Raw genomic sequence first — 19113 nt, 5'->3', positions numbered from 1 at the left:
ATTTGCGAAATAGTGACGCTCAAATGATCAGGGATGCTGGTCACTGCAAATGAGCGTCATTCTTGGTCATTCCAACGAAAGCGCCACATGCCTCCGCTGAGCTAGAGCGGCGGCCCATGAAATCACCTCCCGCGTTAATACACAAACTCTCTTTGTTCATGCTCGTCTGCGGTCTCTCGCTCGTGGCCCAGGAACATCCCAAGTCCGAACAGGACATTGAAGAACTGGCGACAAAAGAAATCAAAACGCAGAACTCCGCAGCTGGCGCGGTGCTTGCGGAAGTTGTCATCGTCGCCTCCCGTCATGCACAGTCAGCCGCTGACATTCCTGCATCTGTCACGGTGTTGGACAAGGATGCCAACGTGTTCACTCTGGCCACCAGCATGCGCGATTATGCGCGTTACGAACCCGGTGTCAGCGTTCCATTTGGCGTGGGTGGTACAGGCCCGGCGGCAAACTCTCGGGCCGGAAACTCCAGCATCAACATTCGTGGTCTGGATGGCAACCGTGTCCTCATGACAATGGATGGCATCCGTCAGGCGGATCAGTTCACCTTTGGCGGTGCCTACAATATCGGCCGTGACTTCGTTGACGTGGATGCTCTCAAGCAGGTCGAAGTTCTCAAAAATGCTGCTTCTTCACTCTATGGCAGTGACGCTCTCGCTGGGGTGGTTTCCTTCACCACCATCGATCCTGAAGACCTCCTGGCGCTGTCGCCCGGTGGCAGAAACTCCGTGGCACGCCTGACCACCCGCTATGACAGTACGGATGATAGTTGGGGCCACACCATCAGCATGGCACAGCGTGCGGGGAATGTGGAGTTCCTGCTCCATTACACCCGGCGCAATGGCCACGAGATCGACAACCGCGGCGCGGTCCATCCAGACACCAGCACCTACAACGTCAACAACTGGCTCGGCAAAATGGTGTGGCGCCCCTCGGACCGTCACCGCTTCGAGCTCACGGGTGAGTACCTCGAACGCTCCAGTGACAATGATCTCCTCAGTGCGCGTCGTGTGGTGGTGGCAGCCCCCGGGGTTAATTACAACGTGAACTCCCTGCTGCTGAACGACGACCTGCGCCGCATGCGCTTCAGTTTGGAGCACAAGTATGACGCCGCTGGCCTTGGCCTGATCTTCGACAAGCTGACCTGGAACATGTACTATCAGGTTTCCGAAACGCCGGAGCATCAGGTTGAAGACCGTGACCGCATCACCCCAACTCCCCAGGATCGCCTGCGCATTCGTGATTACATGTACCGTCAGGATCACATCGGGGCGAACTTCAACTTCAGCAAAGCCTTCACGACAGGCGCTTTGAACCACACGCTGGCCTACGGCACTGAAATGGTCACTTCCTTTTCCCGCCGCGTGCGTGATGCCACGGAGTACAATTTTACCACGAATACGGTCACAAAGGTCATCAGTCCAGACACGTACCCACTGAAGGACATGCCTGATACGCGCACTTCCCGTGTGGGTGTTTACATCCAGGATGAGATTGCCTGGGGCAGGGATCTGCGTCACCGCCTCACTCCCGGCGTGCGCGCCGAGTACTACGACGTCGCCACGCATTCAGATCCGCTCTACCTGAGCGCCAGTGCCGGTAGAGCACCGCAGGATTTCAACCAGTTCGCCATCGCGCCAAAGCTCGCCTATCTCTTCAGGATCGACGAAGAGCACAGCGCCTACTTCCAGTATTCGAACGGCTTCCGCAATCCGAGCAGCGAAGAACTGAACGCCACCATCACGAACACGGCATTCGGTTATCAGACCATTCCGAATCCGGACCTGAAAAAGGAAACCAGCAACAGCTTCGAAATCGGTGTCCGCCGCAAAGGAAAAGAGTCCTCATGGAACTTCGCAGGTTATTACAATCACTACGAGAACTTCATCAACACCTTCATGCAGGTCGGCGGTACCGGCGCTCCGGGCAATCCGATCATCTACCAGAGCACCAATCTCAGTTCAGCAGAGATTTACGGTCTCGAATTCAAAGGGGACACGACGTTTGGATTCATTCATGAGTCGCTGGGCAATTTCGGTGCCTTCACCAATGCCGCGTATAGCCAGGGCTGGGATGGCCAGAACAAGCAGCCTCTTGCCAGCGTGGATCCCTTCAAGCTCGTCACCGGTCTGCGCTATCGTCGTGAGACGTGGCAGGTGGAGCTGATCTCGACCTACTATGCGCACAAGGGTTCCACCAACTCAACCCCCGCCGGGATCAATCAGTTCAAAACTCCGAGCGCTCTTACCCTCGATCTCGTAGCCCGCTGGCAGCTCTCCAAAAACATCACCCTGACCGCCGGCCTCTACAACCTGACCAATCAGAAGTACTGGTTGTATCAGAATGTGCGCGGTGTCGACTCCTCGAATCCGAGTCTCGACCGTTACACCCAGCCCGGCATCAATGGTCGCGTGGCCTTGTCAGTGATCTTCTAGGACATTTTGAGTCAGCACAAAGGTTGGTGTTGAGTCATTCAAGCGGGCGTGGCGAGTGGTGTCGCCGCGCCCGTTTTTATTTCCGGTCCGGATGCAACAAGATCAGGTTTGCACTTCCGTATTTCACATCCATGATCCTGACGTCTGATGAACCTCAAACCTGCCAGCCGAATTGCGATTCGTGCCGTTGTAAAAACGGTACGCGCCCTTTGGCATGCCTGACACCACGGTTTGAGGACCCTGCGCGAAAAGCGCTCATCATCACGAGACAAAACAATCAGATATGATGCCAGAAGGTAGCCCTCAGACCGGCACCTCCATGAGCCCCCCTGATACCCAACTCCAGCATCATCCCCGGCGCGGCGCGCAGGCGATGCTGCTCTCACTCATCTGCTTTTCCGGCAATGCTTTGCTGCTGAAGGATCTTTCTTCGCATCGCAACATCGATCCCTGGATGTCGATGACCTTCCGCGCCGCCGTCGGGCTGCTGTTGACGATCATTCTCTTCGCCCCCGCAGGCACGCTGAAGCTCCGCCGCTCCTTCCAGAGTTGGTTGCTCGCCTCACGCGGAGTCCTCGGGGCGCTTGGTACCGCAGCCTACTACACCACCATCGGGCCGCTGGGGGCCGGCAAGGCTACCCTCATTGGCAACACCTGGACCATTTTTGCCGCCATCATGGCCGCCTTCGTTCTGCATGAGCGTCTCGGACTCGTGAAGCTCTTTGGCATCCTGCTGGCTCTGACCGGCCTCAGCCTGCTCACCGGACTGGCACCCGGCACGATGGCCCGCTTTGGGCATCACGAAATGATCGCTCTTACCGGAGCGGTGCTCGCCGCTGCCGTCGTCGTCGTGATCCGTCAACTCACGCGCACAGAGACCAGCGCCACCATCTTCTCCTCTCAGTGCATTTATGCGCTGCTGCTGTCCTTGCCGCTCGCTGCTACCCATTTCACGTCGCTCAATACCATGGACGTGGTGCTGCTCACCGCGGCTGCGTTGTGCGCCAGCATTGGTCAGCTGGCCATGACGGAGGGCTTCCGTTTCCTCTCGGTTGCTGCAGGCGGAGCCTTTCAGATGACGGTGCCTGTGGTCATCTCGCTTTCCAGCATCACCCTGTTTGCCGAACCCTTCACCGTCGCGCAGGCGCTCGGCGGCGTGCTGGTGCTCTGGGGCTGCTATCACACCGTCGTGGGTGGGTTCAGCAAGAAGCCCGCCGCCAGCTGACTTAGAAGGCAAAACCCACCGTCACATGCAGGAAGCCGCTCTGCTCCCCCGTGCGGCGGTTGGGGTTGTGCCCGTAGTCGATGCGGATCGGCCCAAACGGCAGCTTGTAGCGCAAACCCGCGCCGATGGCCTCACGGAAGTCTGAGGAATACGAAAGGGGAGACGAGTTGTTGCCTTGGCCCAGGCTGCCGATGTCACCAAAGATCGCGAACTCCAAATTGGTCATGACCTCATACGAAAATTCAGCGCTGGCAAACAGCGCCGAGGTTCCTCCAAGCGGTGTTCCTCCTGGTGTCACAGGCCCGAGCTTGCGCATGCCAAAGGAGCGCACGCTGAATGGACCGCCGTTGAACACACGGCTGTCGATCGGGATTTTGTCCGCCGTAGCTCCCTGGATCGTTGCCAGCTGCGCGCCTGTGGCAAAGCGGAACTTCTTGGTGATCGGGATGTACCACGCGCCTTGCAGATCCGATCGCACAAAGCTCACACCTGAACCCAGGGCATCAGTGGAGCTCTCGATTCGCCCGGATATATACCAGCCCTTTTTGGGCAGCACCGGGCTGTCGCGTCGGTCATACATCACATTGCCACCCACGTTCATCAGTGAGTAGTTCGTGGGTCCCGTCTGCGGCAGGGTCAGTATTTTGGAGCTGACCGTGTTGGCTGTTGTGCCGATGAATAACGAATAGCTTAGCGCCTGATTCACCCGCCTCGCCACATCCAGGCTCAGGGATGTGCCCACTCGGTCATATTCGAAACGATTAAACTGCTCCAGCGCCAGGCGTGTTGTCATGGAATACTGCGAATCAAACACCGCAGGGTTGGTCAGGCTCACAAAGCCCACCGGTCCAGCCATGCTGTAGCTCAGTTCCGCCGCCAGCGTGTTGCCCGTGTCACGCCAGTTCGTGTTTTTATAAGTCACGCCAAACTGCGGTCCGAGGAAAGTATCAAAGCCCGGCTCAAAGCCGATGGTGACAGGCTTGGTCTCCTCGCCCGTGATTCGCAGATTGCCCTCAGCCATGTTGCCATTTTCAGGCAGAACCTTGGTGTCCAGCAGCGCAAACATCCCTGTGTCCAGAGCCCGCTTGAAAAGGAAGTCGGCCTCCTCAGCTTCGTAAATCTGGCCCGTCAGTGGTTTGAATTTCGCCAGCAGCACCCGCTTGGCCCCGCGGCTGAAGGCGTCATGCGTCGTGATCCGGGTGATGCGCACGCGCTCACCGGCCTGCACTCGAAACACCACATCCACCGTGCCGCCTGATTTCCCCAGAGTGTAGTCTGCCGTGGTCGTTGAGTGCAGCCATCCGTGTTCGGCGCAGATCGAATCCAGCCGCTTCTGGATCTGCTGCACACGCGCTTCATTGAAGGGCGTACCACGCGCCTCTGTCATCTCCGCCTGCGTCAGTTTTTCCAGCTCTGGCGGTGATCCCGTGATGGATGCTTGCCCAAAGGTAAACTTGGGGCCCGGTTTGATCTCCAGCGTCAGATCACGCCGCATGTCCGGGCCGGCGGTTGGCGCGGGCAGCAGCAGCGTCTCTGCATTCAAATAGCCTTCGGCGCGCAGGCGCCGCTGCACCAGCCCCGCACCCTGCTGCATGTCCGCCTCCACCCATTGCGGCAGTTTTTTGTCCACGTCTTCACGTTCCAGCGTGGGCTTCATCAGGTACTTCTTCAGCTCTTCCTCGGGCAGCGGCATTTCGCCTTTCAGAGTCACCGTTCCTACTCGTACAGCCTTGCCTGGTTTGACGGCCAGATGAATCCCCCCGGGTTCCATCTTCCATGCCGTTTCAGCGTCCGGCCATCCTTCGCGGATGAAATGCTGCCGCACAAAAAACGCCAGGTCATCCGCCAGCGGTTCACCGGGCGCGCCGCTGCCATTCAGCGTCAGCTGGTCCATCAGCATGCTGCGCAGATCCTCCCACTGTGCCGCCTCCACGCCATCCACGTGAACCGTCGTCTGGCCAAAATGCACTTCATATCCCCATGCGCTTCCCAGCACGCAAAACAGCGCCAGAAAAACCATCAGCCGGACATTCGTCATTCTGTTTTCGTCATTCGTCATTTTACTGTGGGTCCTCATCCATGGCTCTCGCGGCTTTGCCAAATCGCAGCACATACCCCAGCAGTGCCTTCATGCGACCCGACTGCGAAAATCGGCCGATGAACCTCACGCTGGGCGTGATCTCATACATCGCCTGCATGCTGTCATTCGCACGGTCTGCTCCTGAGGGATTGAAAGTCGTATGCAGCCTTGGCGGGTCGGGGCTTACGGTCTTTTTCTTGTGGAAAATTTTTCGGTAGGTCTCGGCGATCACCAGAAACGCCGCGCGCGTCATCGCTTCGCTTGCCATCTGCGCATTGTCGCCTCCCAGCGTCATGCCCGTGCCCAGCAGCGTGACAATGTCCGCTTCGGACAGCGGCGGCGTGCTGGTAAATCGTGTCTTCGGATTCGACGCATCACCATAGACATACAGCGTGATGTCATTGCTTCCCACACGCGACTCCCCACGCACATCAAGCTTTGGCGTGAAGGGGTTGTCCGGATTCATCGTCACCACGCCCTTGGTGATTTTCAGAAGGCTGAACGGCAGTTTCAAAACCATGCGGTCCACATTCGCAAAGCCGGTCACTCGTGGTGCCGCACCCGTGCCGCCCACAACGATGTCTGCCGAGATGGCCCCGTTCATCAGATTGCCCGCGATCACCACCGGATCACGCGTCTTCACCTTCAGGTCAAACGTCCAGTCCTTCAGCATCGGCGGCAGCGCCAGCTTTTGATCGATCTTCGAAGTGGAAGGCGGCGGCGGTGGCAGTTTTTCTCCCTGCTGAATCATCCCCGTCACATTGGGCAAAAGGTTCACCTCCTGGAAAATGCGACCACGCACGGCCTCCACCGTGCCGCTCACTCGTGCCGCCTTCAAAGTTCCCACGCAGGTGATGTCTGCATTTGCACGCACGCTCGAAGTAGGGTTTCGCATCACCAGGGCCTCACGTGCCTCCACCTTCAGATCAAATCGAGGGTCCTGAGTGTTGGCGGCATCCAGCATCCCGCTCACATGCACCTTGCCGCCGGCCAGCATCACTGAAATGTTTTCCAGCGTTACCTTGCGATCATGGGAGTGAATTTTCACGCGTAAATCATGCACGCTCGGCATGTCTGCGCTCACGAAGTCGATCTCCGGCGCATTCAAATCGAGCACCGAGTCAATCAGTGGTGCCTTCACCGTGCCGCCCACGCTCGCATGCAGTTTCAATTTCGCCGGCACGGATCTCACCACATCTGGGGCAAACTCGCGCACAAAACTCAAATCGCTCTCCGGCAGATCCAAGGTGGCCTTTAATGGAAGATCCTTCGCCAGCTCCGGTTGCTTCATCAGTTTCGTCAGCACCACCGGCACCGTCGCCTTCAGCGTCAGAGGTTGCAGAGGCGCCTGCACCACATTCACATCGAGTAGCAGTTCATTCGCCTTCAGCGTCGTCAGCACATCGACCGTGGCGGGTTGAAACGATTTCGGCAGTCCGGGCGCTTTCAGTTCCTTCACACCGATTTTCACCATGGCATCCGTCGTGTCCAGCCGCCCGCCAATCTTCACATCCACGCTCAACAATCCCGGCGGCACACTCTTCACACCCGCCGCAGCCGCGATTTCATGTATTGGCAGCTCATGTGCATTCAGCACCACGTCCATTGGCACGCCATTTGTCACGCCAGTCTGCATCACATCAAAAGGCGCATATGCATGCCCGCTCATCAGTTGCCGCTCCTTTTGCCAGAAGCTCAGCTCGGTCATTCGCGCTTCCTTGTCTGTCACCACGCCCTTGGTGACCAGCTTCCACGGTCCCAGCACCGCCTGCATCGTCTCGATCTGCGCCGTGGTGCCGGCAAAGGTAGTCTTCAAGTTCATATCCGCCGCTTCCGGCATGCCTGCCACCTTCGCCTTCACCACCTGCATCTCCACACGTCCTTCACCGCGCCATGGGCTCGCGTCACCATTGAGGGTCAGCTTCAGCGCAAGACTTCCCGACTCAATGGCGGGCGCTTTCACCGCAGCCAGCAGCGGGTTCAAACTCGTGAGCACCGGCAGTGCGATGTCTCCATTCAGATCAAATCCCCATGGCGCCTTTAGCTTCGCTTGGCCCTTCAGGTCAATGCGGTTCTGCTCATCCACCACGATGCTGCAGGACTGCAATGTGGCGGTGCCATTGGCCACATTCACTTTCACCGTGATCACTGGCAGCGCGGCCCCGCCGTAGCGGCCTTCCGTCACGCTCAAATCTACATCCGCGGTCGCGTTCATCACATCATTCACCTTGAAGGCTGCCTTGCCCGCTGTGGAGATCTTCGCCGTAACCGTTTGCGTCTGCGGTGGCAGCCCCACCGTTTGCATCAAGGCAGCCGGATCATCGATTTGGATCTGCCACTGCGCATTCACCGGCATGGCATCCTCCATCATCATCGTCGCATTCAGATCCACGCGATTTTCTGCGCCCAGCATCAGCGCAGGCATGCTCACTTTCGCCTCCTTTCCATCCAGGCTCACCAGCATCGCGAGCTTGGGCAGTTTGTAGGTTTCAAAACCCAAGTCCGTACCATTCACCTGCGCAGCGACTTGAGTCGGCGTGGCTCCGATTCCCTTGGCACTGGCGGTCAGTTCCACCAAACCATGCGCCGGGGGCGGCTTTGCCAGAAGCTGGGTCACATCGGCGATCTTCGCATTCACCTTGGCCGTCCAAGGTGACTTCATCACATCTTCCGCCAGCTTCGCCTCAAGCTCCGCCACCACTTCGTTCACTCCGCGCACCACCTTCAGCTCCGGTACCCGGGCCACGCCATTTTTGATCTCCAGCGTGGTCGTGATCGAATCCAGCAGGGCACCCGCCGCCCGCACATCCGGAATGCTGATCTTGCCATCTGCGGTCAGCGTCATCGGTTTCAGCGGATCGCCTTCCGCATGCAAATCCACACTCACCGGCCCGAACTCGACTCCCTCCGGCAGCTTCAAGGCCTTCAATTCGCTCGATGCCAGATCCCGCACACGCACATCAGCCTTGGTTTGCAGCGTGCCTCCAAACATGCCGCGTGCCAGGGCCTCCACAACAACGGCTGCTTTGCCCATGCCCACATCGAGTTTCACGCTGGCGGCATCCTTGTCCCACTCGCTCAAATCCACCGCGAACGACTTCAGCTTTCCGCCATATGGCAGATCGAGGCCTGCAACAGTCATCATGTGCTGCCCCCATTGCACCTGCGCCTTCACATTCGCGACACGCAGGTCCCCGGGCTCCATCTTGAATTCCGCGAGTTCAAAAATTCCCGGCATGCCTTCGCCCACCCGCAGGGTCAGACCTCGCACTGTGATCTTTCTTCCGTCTGCCAGCGTCACCTCGGCGTTCACATTCTCGATGTCGATGGCCTTTGGCCACACCAGCGGCGGCGGCTTGCCCGACGACGGCTTTTTCACTTTCACCTCCACCTTGGTGTCCTGCGTCAGCTTGCGCAGATCCAGCGCCACATCCGCATCCTTCAGCACCACGCTCCTGATGATGTCCAGGTTCCGGGTTCGGATGAAAGTCCAGGCGTCATAGTTTACCTCGACTTGCCCGATCGTCGCATGCTCCACCAGCGACCCGCTGGCTTCGATGTGGCTGAGCTTTAAATCCCGCAGGACGGAGCCTTCCACCTCCCATTTGAGATCGATCCCCGCCATTCGTGCTCCGCGGTGGCCGCCATATCCAATCACCCAGCGAAGCAGCGGTTCATGGAAAGTAACGGCTAGTACCAGCAGGACTAGGCCGGCCAGCATCAGTCGTTTGAACCATCGCCACCAGCGGCGGGTCTTTTTGGGGGCGTCAGAAGGCACGCTCATTCGATGCCTTAAATCGCAGCAAGTTCAATGCTAGCCGTGAATCCTTTTACTTTGCCAGGTCGCTTTCTGTCCACAAGGCGGTGCGGTCTGCCGTGGCTGCACGCACGGTTTTCACCTGTTCGGGTGTCACGGCGGGCGCTTGATTGCTGAAATTGGCCCTCAAATAGCTCAGCACATCGGCCACCTGCTGGTCGTTCAGCCCCATGGGAGGCATCGGCAGCGGTGCCAGTTGCTTGAATTCCTCGCCATTCACGCGGATCGGCCCGCTCAGGCCATGAGTCAGCATTTTGATCAGGCGCGCCGGATCTCCGGCCGCCCAGTCGCTGCCGGCGATGGAAGGATAGATGCCCGGCAAGCCCTTGCCCTCAGGCTGGTGGCAGTTCAGGCAGAGCGCGTCATACACCGCCTTTCCCGGATGATCCACCACGGCTGCTGCGCTGGCGATCTTCTTTACATACTCGGCCTGTTTGGCATTGCCGCCAAAAGTAAGCTTTGCCATCACCGGCACATACTGTGGCTTCAGGCTCTTCACCACCTGCTTGAGTGCGTAGTCAATGAACCGGTCCGTCGGCTTGTCGAGCGCCTGCACCGCCACCTCCACGGCCTCGGGCTTGGCCACGTGAGCACAGGACACCACCGCCTCCAGACGCACCCGCGGATTCTTGTCACGCACAGCCTGGGTCAGCAGTTCCAGCGAATCCGTCGCTCTTGCGCCATAGGCCCGCACCCGCGCGTCCTTCGCCTTGAGCAAACGCTTCACCAGGTCCGCGTTCGGCGACTCATGCGATTCATACACACCGCAGACCTCCATCAGCAAATGTTCGTCGTCATTCTTCGCGATGAACTCATCGGCCGCCTTCAGCACCTCCGCCGTCGGTGCATCAAACAGCAGGCGCTTGACCTGGTAGCGCGTCCACCGCTCCGATGATTTCAGCTGCTCCAGCAGTTCCGCCGGTTTCATCTCCGCCAGCTTCGGCTGTTTCACCGGTGCACGGCCCTTGGCCGTGATGCGCCAGATGCGGCCATGCGAGCGGTCACGGCGTGGGTCTGCATAGCTCGCCTGATAGTGTCCGATCACCGGATTGAACCAGTCACACAGATACATCGCGCCGTCCGGCCCGATGCTCACGTCCACCGGACGAAACGAAGTGTCGCTCGATTTCACCAGTTTCGGCAGCTGAGTGCTCTTGAAGCCGGAGCCATCATCTTCCAGGCGGTGCAATTCCACCACATTGCCAAAGTAACCGCCGATCAGCGCGCAGCCCTGGATGTCATCTGGCAGCGCTTTCGTGCCGATGAACTCCAGGCTGTTCGTTTTGGGATTCGAGTCAAACAACGCCCCGGTGGGGTGGTATTCATCAGGATCTGCCAGCGCCACCAGTCCAGGCACGCTGTAATAGCCCACCGGGCGGTCGCCGCTCTTGTGGAAGACCTGGTTGTAGTCGTCAAACGCCACGCCCCAGCAGTTGTGCCCCGCCTTGCCGCCGTTGAAGTAGGCCGCCATCTTCTGTGTTCGCGGATTCAGCTTCCACACCCCCGCTTTTTCCAGCCGTGCCAGCCCCCAGGCCGTTTCCACCCGTGAAAAGGCATGCAATCCCTGCGTGAACCACAACGCGCCATCCGGACCGTGGCAGATCGAGTTCGCGAGTTGATGCGTGTCGCCAATACCGAAACCCGAAAATAGCACCGTCTTCTCATCCGCCTTGCCGTCGCCGTTCGTGTCCTTGAGATGCACGATCTGGTCGAAGTCACAGACATAAACGCCGCCCGCTCCCACCTCAACGCCCTGTACCATCGTCAAACCTTCCGCAAAGCGCGTGGACTTGTCCGCCTTGCCATCGCCATCCGTGTCTTCCAGAATGAGGATGAAATCAGATGGCTTGATGCCCGGCCGGGTCTGCGGATACGTGGGTGAGCAGGCCACATACAGGCGGCCGCGTTCATCCCAGGAGAACTGCGTCGGCTTCGCCACGCCTTCCACCTCAGAAGCGAAAAGGTTCATCTCATAACCTTCAGCCACCTTGAAGGAGGCCATCTGCTGCTCCGGCGTCAGCACCGTCTCCGTCACCACTTTGACTTCAGGCTTCGGCTCATCCTGCACCTTCTCGCCCTTGGCCAGCGCATGAATGCGTGCATCCAGTTTGGCTACGAGCGGCTTGCGTTCTTCAAAGCTCTCGCGCAGCGACGGCGCATCCTGCGCCGGCTTGCCAAACATCTGCGTGACGCGATCACCGTACACGAACGACCAGTTCGCCGGACGCCAGCAGTCGAACCACAAACGGTTCTTTTCCACAATCGCCGCCTTCAGCGCGGTGAGGTCATCTGCCTCACTCGATGAGGCCCCAAGTTGCTGAGCAATCTCCCGCGCCACCACGCGCAGTCCCACTGCATTCAGATGCAGGCCATCGTCGGTGATGCGTGCTTTCGCCGCCGGAATCGACAAAGGAGTGAACAGATCGACAAAGATCGCCCCGCGCTGCTTTGCCACTTCGCGCACCGCCTCGGCATAAGCCTTCACATCCTCATTCCGCTGTGTCAGATCCGGTGCATGGGATGCCGTGGGCTTTTCAAACGGCATTGGCGACACCAGCACCAAACGCTTGGTCTGCGCGGAAAACTGGTCCAGTAGCCGATGATAAGCCGACTTGAACTCCGCCAGCCGCTTCACGCCATCAAACGACTCCGTCTGGCCAAATTGCGCGATCACAATGCCCGCGCCCGCTGCATCCAGCTGCGCCTTCCAGTCGCCGAAATTCAAATCCCGCCACTGCTCATACACCGTGTCGCCCTCCCAGGCCATCGAGCGAAACCGCGGCTGCTTGGCTGCAAAAGCCGTGCCGAATACCGCTTCAAATTCGCCCACCTTCTGCTCGCGCACCAGATTCTCCTGGCCCGCCATGACGATGACCTCGTCCTGCTCCAGCACAAATTTGCCATCCTTGAACGCCTCATGTTTAGCCACCGCAGCTCCCGGATTTCCAAAGCGATTCAGCACATCCTTCTCCTCAGGCACCATCGCGTCCGGCAGGGCTTCAATCGTGATGTTACGGAACGAAATCTGCGCCTTGCACTTGCCGTGGATCTGCAGCGCGATGAGCCCCTTCAAATCAATGCCCGGCTCCCGCTCCGTGTAATCAACCGTGCGCACCTTGTTCACAAACAACTGAATGCGCTGCTCTTCGGCCCGAATCTCATACGTGTTCCACTCGCCCGGCTTCTCGGCTTTCTCGATCAGTTCCTTCGCCGGCTGCAGCAGCATCTTCTTCCGCCGCGATTCATCATACAGGCAGCCCGAGTAACCTGCGCCGATGTCCGCCTGATAGCCGCTCATCTCATTCGGCGGCTGCGGAATGCGCACGCTGCGGAACTGCACCCCGCCGTTCACAAAGCCCTCGGTGCCCTCCAGCTTGTATTCCAGCCGCAGGATGAAATTTCGGTACACCTTCTTCGCCGTCAGGAATTCGTTTTGCGGATTCCCCTCCAGCGACCCGCCCACGATCACTCCGTCCTGCACCCGCCAGACTTTCGTCGTTTCGCCCTCCCAGCCTTTGAGCGTCTTGCCATCAAACAGAGACACCGGTTCGGCGGCGGAAACCAGCAGGGGAAATAGAGCGAGCAGGGGGAGTAAACGCATGGTCGGAAAAAAGGTCGGGGCGGATCAAACGCGGATTCGAGCCGGATGCATGCGCAAAGTTTCTGCAAACATCCCTGCCAGACGTATGTTCTTTATCCCAAACCATGCGCCTGCTCGCCTTCCTTTTCCTTTCCACTGCCGTCTTTGCCCAGACCGAGGCGGATTTCATTACAGCCCCCCGCCAGCTCACCTTTGAGGGCAAACGCTCGGGGGAGGGCTACTTCTCCGCCGATGGCAAGAAGATGATCTTCCAGTCCGAGCGCGAAGAGGGGAACCCGTTTTATCAAATCTACCTGATGGATCTCGAAACGGGCGATCAGGAGCGCATCTCCCCCGGCATGGGCAAGACCACCTGCGCCTGGATCCATCCCGATGGCAAACGCGTACTCTTCGCCTCCACCCACACCGACCCCGACTCGAAAAAGCTGCAAGCCGCTGAGTATGAGGAGCGCAAGAACGCCAAGGTGCGCCGCTACTCCTGGGACTACGACGAGCACTACGACATCTGGGAATACTCGCTCGTGGACAAATCCCTCAAAAACCTCACCCACACCCGCGGCTACGATGCCGAGGGCGACTACTCTCCTGACGGCAAAAAGATCGTCTTCGCCAGCAACCGTCAGGCCTACGAAGGCAAGCTCAGCAAGGAGGACGAAGAACGCCTGAAGATCGACAAACAGTACTTCATGGAGATCTACACCGCCGATGCCGACGGCTCGAACGTGAAGCGCCTCACCGATGCCCCCGGCTACGATGGCGGCCCCTTCTTCAGCGCCGATGGCAAACGCATCTGCTGGCGCCGCTTCACCCCGAAGGGAGATGTGGCCGAGGTCTGGACCATGAACGCCGATGGCAGCGATCAAAAACCCATCACCAAGCTTGGTGCCATGAGCTGGGCCCCTTACTTCCACCCCAGCGGCGAGTACCTCATCTTCACCACCAACCTGAACGGCTTCGCCAACTTCGAACTCTACATCGTCGATGCCGCAGGCAAGCACGACCCCGTGCGCGTCACCACCACCGACGGTTTCGATGGCCTCCCCGTCTTCTCCCCAGATGGCAAAAAACTCTCCTGGACCAGCGGTCGCGGGGCAGGTGGAGCCTCGCAGATTTACCTCGCGGACTGGGACCACGATCACGCACTCACCGCGCTCGGGCTCAAGACCGATCCGCTGGCGGTTGTCGCCAAGACTCCCGAACCCGACTTCTCTGCCACCGCCGCCGAGATCCGTCCCGAAGACATGAAGCAGCAGGTCAGCTACCTCGCCAGCGATGCCCTCGGCGGCCGCCTCACCGGCACGGAAGGTGAAAAACTCGCCACCCAGTATGTCGCAGACGTCTTCCAAAAGATCGGCCTCGCCCCCATGGGCGACGACGACACCTACTTCGACAACTTCGACTTCACCGCCGGCGTCGCCCTTGGTGAGGGGAATGAACTCAAGCTCAACGGCAGTGGTTTGAAAGTCGATGTGGATTGGAAGCCCCTCTCCTTCTCCCAAAACGGCGAGGTCAAACCCGCAGGCATCGTGTTCGCCGGTTACGGCATCGAAACCCCAGACGAAGCCACCGGCAACGATGGCAAAAAGATCGAGACCTACAGCAGCTACGCACATCTGGACGTGAAGGACAAATGGGTCCTCGTCTTCCGCTACCTGCCCGAAGGCATCACGCAGGAGCGCCGCAACGATCTCAGCCGCTACGCCAGCCTGCGCTACAAGGCGCTCACCGCACGTCAGAAAGGCGCGCGCGGTCTCATCGTCGTCAGCGGGCCCAATTCCAAAGTAGTGCAGCAGCTCTCCCCGCTCACGTTTGATGCCTCCCTCGCCACCAGCGGCATCGCCGCCATCAGCATCACCGATGCCGTGGGAGACAAGTTGCTCGCCAGCGCCGGCAAGAACCTCAAGGAACTCCAGGACAAGCTCGACAACGGCGATCTAATGGGGGGAATCGACTGCAAAGGGCTCACGCTCACCGCAAACATCGTCATTCAGCAGGAGAAGAAAAAAGGCCGCAACGTTCTCGGTGTGCTGCCCTACAGCGACAAGCCCGACCCTCACGTCGCGCCGCTCATCGTTTGCGCGCATGTGGACCACCTCGGCAGCAGCGGCGGCTCAAACTCTCGCGCGAAGGGCGATGAAGTGAACAAAATCCACCACGGTGCCGACGACAACGCCTCCGGCACCTCCGCCGTTCTCGAAATCGCCCAGTGGCTCGCCGACTTGAAAAAGCAGGGCAAGCTCACCCTCAAACGCGACATCATCTTCGCCGCCTGGAGTGGTGAGGAACTCGGACTTCTCGGCAGCAACCATTTCGTCGAAGCCTACGCCAAGATGATCAAGGGCGATCCCAACGCGAAACTCACCGGCATGTTCGCCGCCTGCCTGAACATGGACATGATTGGCCGCTTCCAAAAGACGCTCGTTATGCAGGGACTTGGCAGCAGCTCCATTTGGGCCAAGGAAATCGAAAAGCGCAACGCACCCATCGGTCTGCCCATCACCACGCAGAACGACGCCCACCTCCCCACCGACAGCACTGCGTTTTATCTGAAAGGCATCCCCTCCCTGAACGCCTTCACCGGCTCCCATGCCGACTACCACATGCCCAGCGATACGGCGGACAAGATCGACTACGTTAACGCCGTCAAGATTGCCAAGCTCATGGGTCTCATCGCCCGTGGCATCGCCACCACCGATCCCGCACCTGACTATGTCGCCATGGAGGCCCCAAAAAATCAGGGAGCCCGCACCGGCCTCCGCGCCTACCTCGGCACCATCCCCGACTACGCCCAAGGCGACATCAAAGGCGTCAAACTCAGCGGCGTCTCCCCCATTGGCCCCGCTGCCAAAGTAGGCGTCAAAGCCGGTGACATCATCATCAAACTCGGCGGCAAAGACATCACCAACATCTACGACTACACCTACGTCATGGGAGATCTCAAGATCGGCAAGGAAACCACCATCAGCGTGCAGCGCGAGGGTAAAGAAGTCGAAATGAAGATCATCCCCGGCTCACGGGACTGATCCCTACCTGAACATGAATTCCTTCGTGTTCAGCAGCGCCCACGCCACGTCCCTGTTCGCCGCTGCATTGCGTTGGATCACCACCTGCTCGCTCTCGGTCGGCTTCCGTCCCAGCAGCTCCAGAAACATTCTCTCGGCATCGCCCGCCTTCGCTGTCGCTCGACCGATGAGCTTGTCATTCATCATGAAGCGCACCAGCTCATGCGAGAGCGGCGTCCGGCTTTCATCCGTGTATTCGCGCGTGCCACGGCCCAGCATGCGCAGCGGGTGCTCGGGCTCCGGCACCTGTGGCAGCTGGCTGTCGTCTTCAGCCGTGAGCGTTTTCCAGATCACTTCGGAAGGCAGTCTGCGGATCTGCGGTGCCGGTGCCAGATAGCACTCTCTCCAGTTCGAGTTGTAGTCGATGCCGGAACGCCTGTACGCCTCCGTACGCGCCAGGATGCGCTGAAATTCCGCCAGTCGCCCGCCACACCTCAGAAACTCTTCCGTCAACAGCTTGGTCGCTTGGGTGAAATCGCTCGCAGAATTGAGCTGCAGTCCCATCCACGTGGCCGCTCCGCGTGGCGATCCATCAAAACAGCTCCGGTGATAGTGATCAGGCGTGTTCTCTCCATGAAAGCCATGCCACGGCGGCGCATCATCCACCCCGCCCACCGTCATGTCCACCTCCTGCCCCGGCATACCAAACAGTCCGCTCCACACCCGCAGAGACGCCACCATCGCATAGCGCCTGCTCGGCTCTTCCTCCGTCATCCATTTGACCACCTGGACAAGTTTGTCCTGATCACTTCGCAGTTCCCGCGACCAGCCCAGGCCTAGCGTACGCGGTTGTATCACCTCTCCGGGTTTGCCTTTACGGTACTTGTAGTCCAGTGGCAGCCTCATCTCCTTCTGGCCCGTGAAACACGCGGCAAAGGCATAAAACTCGTGCTGCGTATGGTCATTGAAAGGATGGTCGTGGCACATCGCGCAGTATAGGTTCTCACCGAGCACCGTGTAGGCGGCCTCCGCACTCGTGCGCCTCGGATCGCTCTCTCCAGATTCGGCCACATGCCAGCCCCCGATCAAGTGCGCCACGATTTCCGCATATGGGCGGTCTTCCGTCACCGCCTGTCTTAGCCACTCGATGGTTTTGTATTCGTAGTCCTTCACTCGAAACGCCTCGGCCAGCATCCGAAAGCGCACCTCCGCCGCGCCCGGCTCACGTGTCAGCGCATCAGTCAGTTTTGCGTGTTTGTCAGGTGACCTGTCAGCAATGAATGCGTGCACCTCCTCGGCTCGCGGCAGCCTTCCTGCCAGGTCAATACACGCCCGCCGCAGAAAGGTCGTGTCATTCGCCGCCGGTGGCAGCATCGGCGCTGCGCCTGAGTGCGGACTCTTCAGCCGCTTCTCAAACATCAGCATGTAATCATGCATTAGCGCAGCATCCAGTTGGTCGGCCGCCTGCTGGATCGTGTCGGGCATCCCTGCGGGCGAATCCGCCTGCTTGCCTCCTTTCTCAGGCACGCAGGAAATCAACAGGGCGCAGACGGGCAGGCAGCATTTCATGCTGGCTGCAACGGCTGGCCCCCCAAGTTCTTAGAACCTGCCATTCGTGCAAGCTTGCGCAGACCACGGGCCGCGCTAAGAAACACCCCCCATGAAAATCCTCGTTACAGGCAAAGGCGGTCGTGAACACGCGCTCATCACCGCACTCAGCGAATCCCCGCAGAAGCACGAACTCTTCGCGTACCCGGGCAGCGATGCCATCGCCACCTTGGCCACGCGTGTGGATGTGGCCGGGCTTCCAGAGCTGATTACCTGGATGAAACAGAACAGCATCGACCTCTGCATGGCGGGTGAAGAAGCACTGCTCGTGAAAGACAGCGGCCTGTCCAATCTCTGCGCCGAGGCCGGCATCCCGTGCTGGGGCCCCCGGAAAGAGATCGCCCAGCTCGAAGCCTCCAAGACCTTCGCCAAAAAATTCCTCAAGCGCCACGGCATCCCCACCGCAGATTTCACCATCTGCACCACCGCTGCTGAAGCCAAGGCCGCCCTCACGGAAATGCCCATCGTGCTGAAGTTCGACGGCCTAGCCGCGGGCAAAGGCGTCGCCGTCTGCACCGCCAAGGACGAGGCCGAGACCTTCGTCGATGATGTCATGGAAAAGCGCTGCTTCGGCTCCGGCGATCTGCTTGTGGAGAAATGCCTCACCGGCCCCGAGATCTCCATCTTCGCCTCCGTGTGCGATGACAAATACCAGATCCTCATGCCCGCGCGCGATTACAAGCGCATCCGTGACAACGACCAGGGCCCCAACACCGGCGGCATGGGCGCGGTGGCTTCTCTTGAACTCGCAGACCCCGCACTCATGCAGCGCATCGAGCGCGAGATCGTGCAGCCCACCGTGCAGGGCATCTTGAAGGACGGCCTGAAATACCGCGGCTTCCTCTATTTTGGCCTCATGCTCACTCCCGCCGGTCCGCAGGTGATTGAGTACAACTGCCGTTTCGGTGATCCCGAAGCCGAAGCCGTTCTCCCCATGCTGCGCGGTGATTTCGCCACCTACTCGCTAGAAGCAGCGAAGGGCAATCTGCAGCCAGCCCTCATTCAATTCGCCCCCGGCTGGAGCATCTGCCTCATCAGCGCCAGCGCCGGTTATCCCGCCTCGTCGCGCAATGGCGATGTCATCTCCGGACTGGAATCTGTGAGCGGCGCCCGCGTCTATCACTGCGGCACGAAGAAGAACACCGCCGGCCAGTTTGAAACCAACGGCGGCCGCGTGCTCGCTGTCGTAGCTCAGGGGGCGACCCGCGTGGAGGCCCGCGAAAAAGCCTACGCCGAAAGCACCAAGATCACCTTTGATGGCCTGCAGCGCCGCTCGGACATCGGCAAGATGCACTTTGAGTGAGACATTTGGAATTCGACAAAGCGGACCGGTTTGATT

General features: G+C 59.4%; 8 protein-coding genes. 4 read left to right on the top strand and 4 right to left on the bottom strand.

Translation table 11 applies throughout. From position 1 onward, the window contains the following. The first annotated feature begins 116 nt into the window (after nt 1–116). Both AC3RLQ_RS15275 and AC3RLQ_RS15270 read left to right on the top strand, forming a co-directional pair. Nucleotides 117–2441: a TonB-dependent hemoglobin/transferrin/lactoferrin family receptor gene (locus AC3RLQ_RS15275; RefSeq protein ID WP_493038509.1), complete on the top strand. Its 2325-nt coding sequence runs from the start codon at nt 117–119 to the stop codon at nt 2439–2441. Between the two features lie 319 nt (nt 2442–2760). Further along, nucleotides 2761–3666: a DMT family transporter gene (locus tag AC3RLQ_RS15270; protein ID WP_493038507.1), complete on the top strand. Its 906-nt coding sequence runs from the start codon at nt 2761–2763 to the stop codon at nt 3664–3666. Nucleotide 3667: 1 nt separating this feature from the next. Here AC3RLQ_RS15270 and AC3RLQ_RS15265 read toward each other — a convergent pair whose 3' ends face one another. From AC3RLQ_RS15265 to AC3RLQ_RS15255, 3 genes are read right to left on the bottom strand one after another with little or no spacing between them, the layout of a single operon-like run. Further along, complete coding sequence (locus tag AC3RLQ_RS15265; RefSeq protein WP_493038505.1) at nt 3668–5725, bottom strand: BamA/OMP85 family outer membrane protein; 2058 nt, start codon at nt 5723–5725, stop codon at nt 3668–3670. Nucleotide 5726: 1 nt separating this feature from the next. Beyond that, complete coding sequence (locus AC3RLQ_RS15260; protein WP_493038503.1) at nt 5727–9524, bottom strand: translocation/assembly module TamB domain-containing protein; 3798 nt, start codon at nt 9522–9524, stop codon at nt 5727–5729. Nucleotides 9525–9576: 52 nt separating this feature from the next. Then, on the bottom strand, nt 9577–13164 hold the full coding sequence (locus AC3RLQ_RS15255) for a PVC-type heme-binding CxxCH protein (RefSeq protein WP_493038501.1): 3588 nt from the start codon (nt 13162–13164) through the stop codon (nt 9577–9579). A gap of 104 nt (nt 13165–13268) precedes the next feature. Between AC3RLQ_RS15255 and AC3RLQ_RS15250 the strand changes: the two genes are divergently transcribed. Continuing rightward, nucleotides 13269–16187 carry a M28 family peptidase gene (locus AC3RLQ_RS15250; RefSeq protein ID WP_493038499.1) on the top strand — a complete coding sequence of 973 codons (2919 nt, stop codon included), beginning with the start codon at nt 13269–13271 and terminating at the stop codon, nt 16185–16187. Between the two features lie 3 nt (nt 16188–16190). Here the strand turns inward: AC3RLQ_RS15250 and AC3RLQ_RS15245 are convergent, their stop codons facing one another. Further along, the gene (locus AC3RLQ_RS15245; protein ID WP_493038497.1) at nt 16191–17735 is read right to left on the bottom strand and encodes a DUF1549 domain-containing protein; all 1545 of its coding nucleotides are present in this window, start codon (nt 17733–17735) and stop codon (nt 16191–16193) included. A gap of 91 nt (nt 17736–17826) precedes the next feature. Between AC3RLQ_RS15245 and purD the strand changes: the two genes are divergently transcribed. Continuing rightward, nucleotides 17827–19077, top strand: a complete 1251-nt coding sequence (gene purD, locus AC3RLQ_RS15240) for a phosphoribosylamine--glycine ligase (RefSeq protein ID WP_493038495.1) — start codon at nt 17827–17829, stop codon at nt 19075–19077. The last annotated feature ends 36 nt before the right edge of the window (nt 19078–19113 follow it).

The organism is Prosthecobacter sp. GW821-HT29F12 (genome assembly GCF_058803405.1).
The sequence above is the reverse complement of the archived record's forward strand: the minus strand, read 5'-3'. Positions and strand labels throughout refer to the sequence as shown.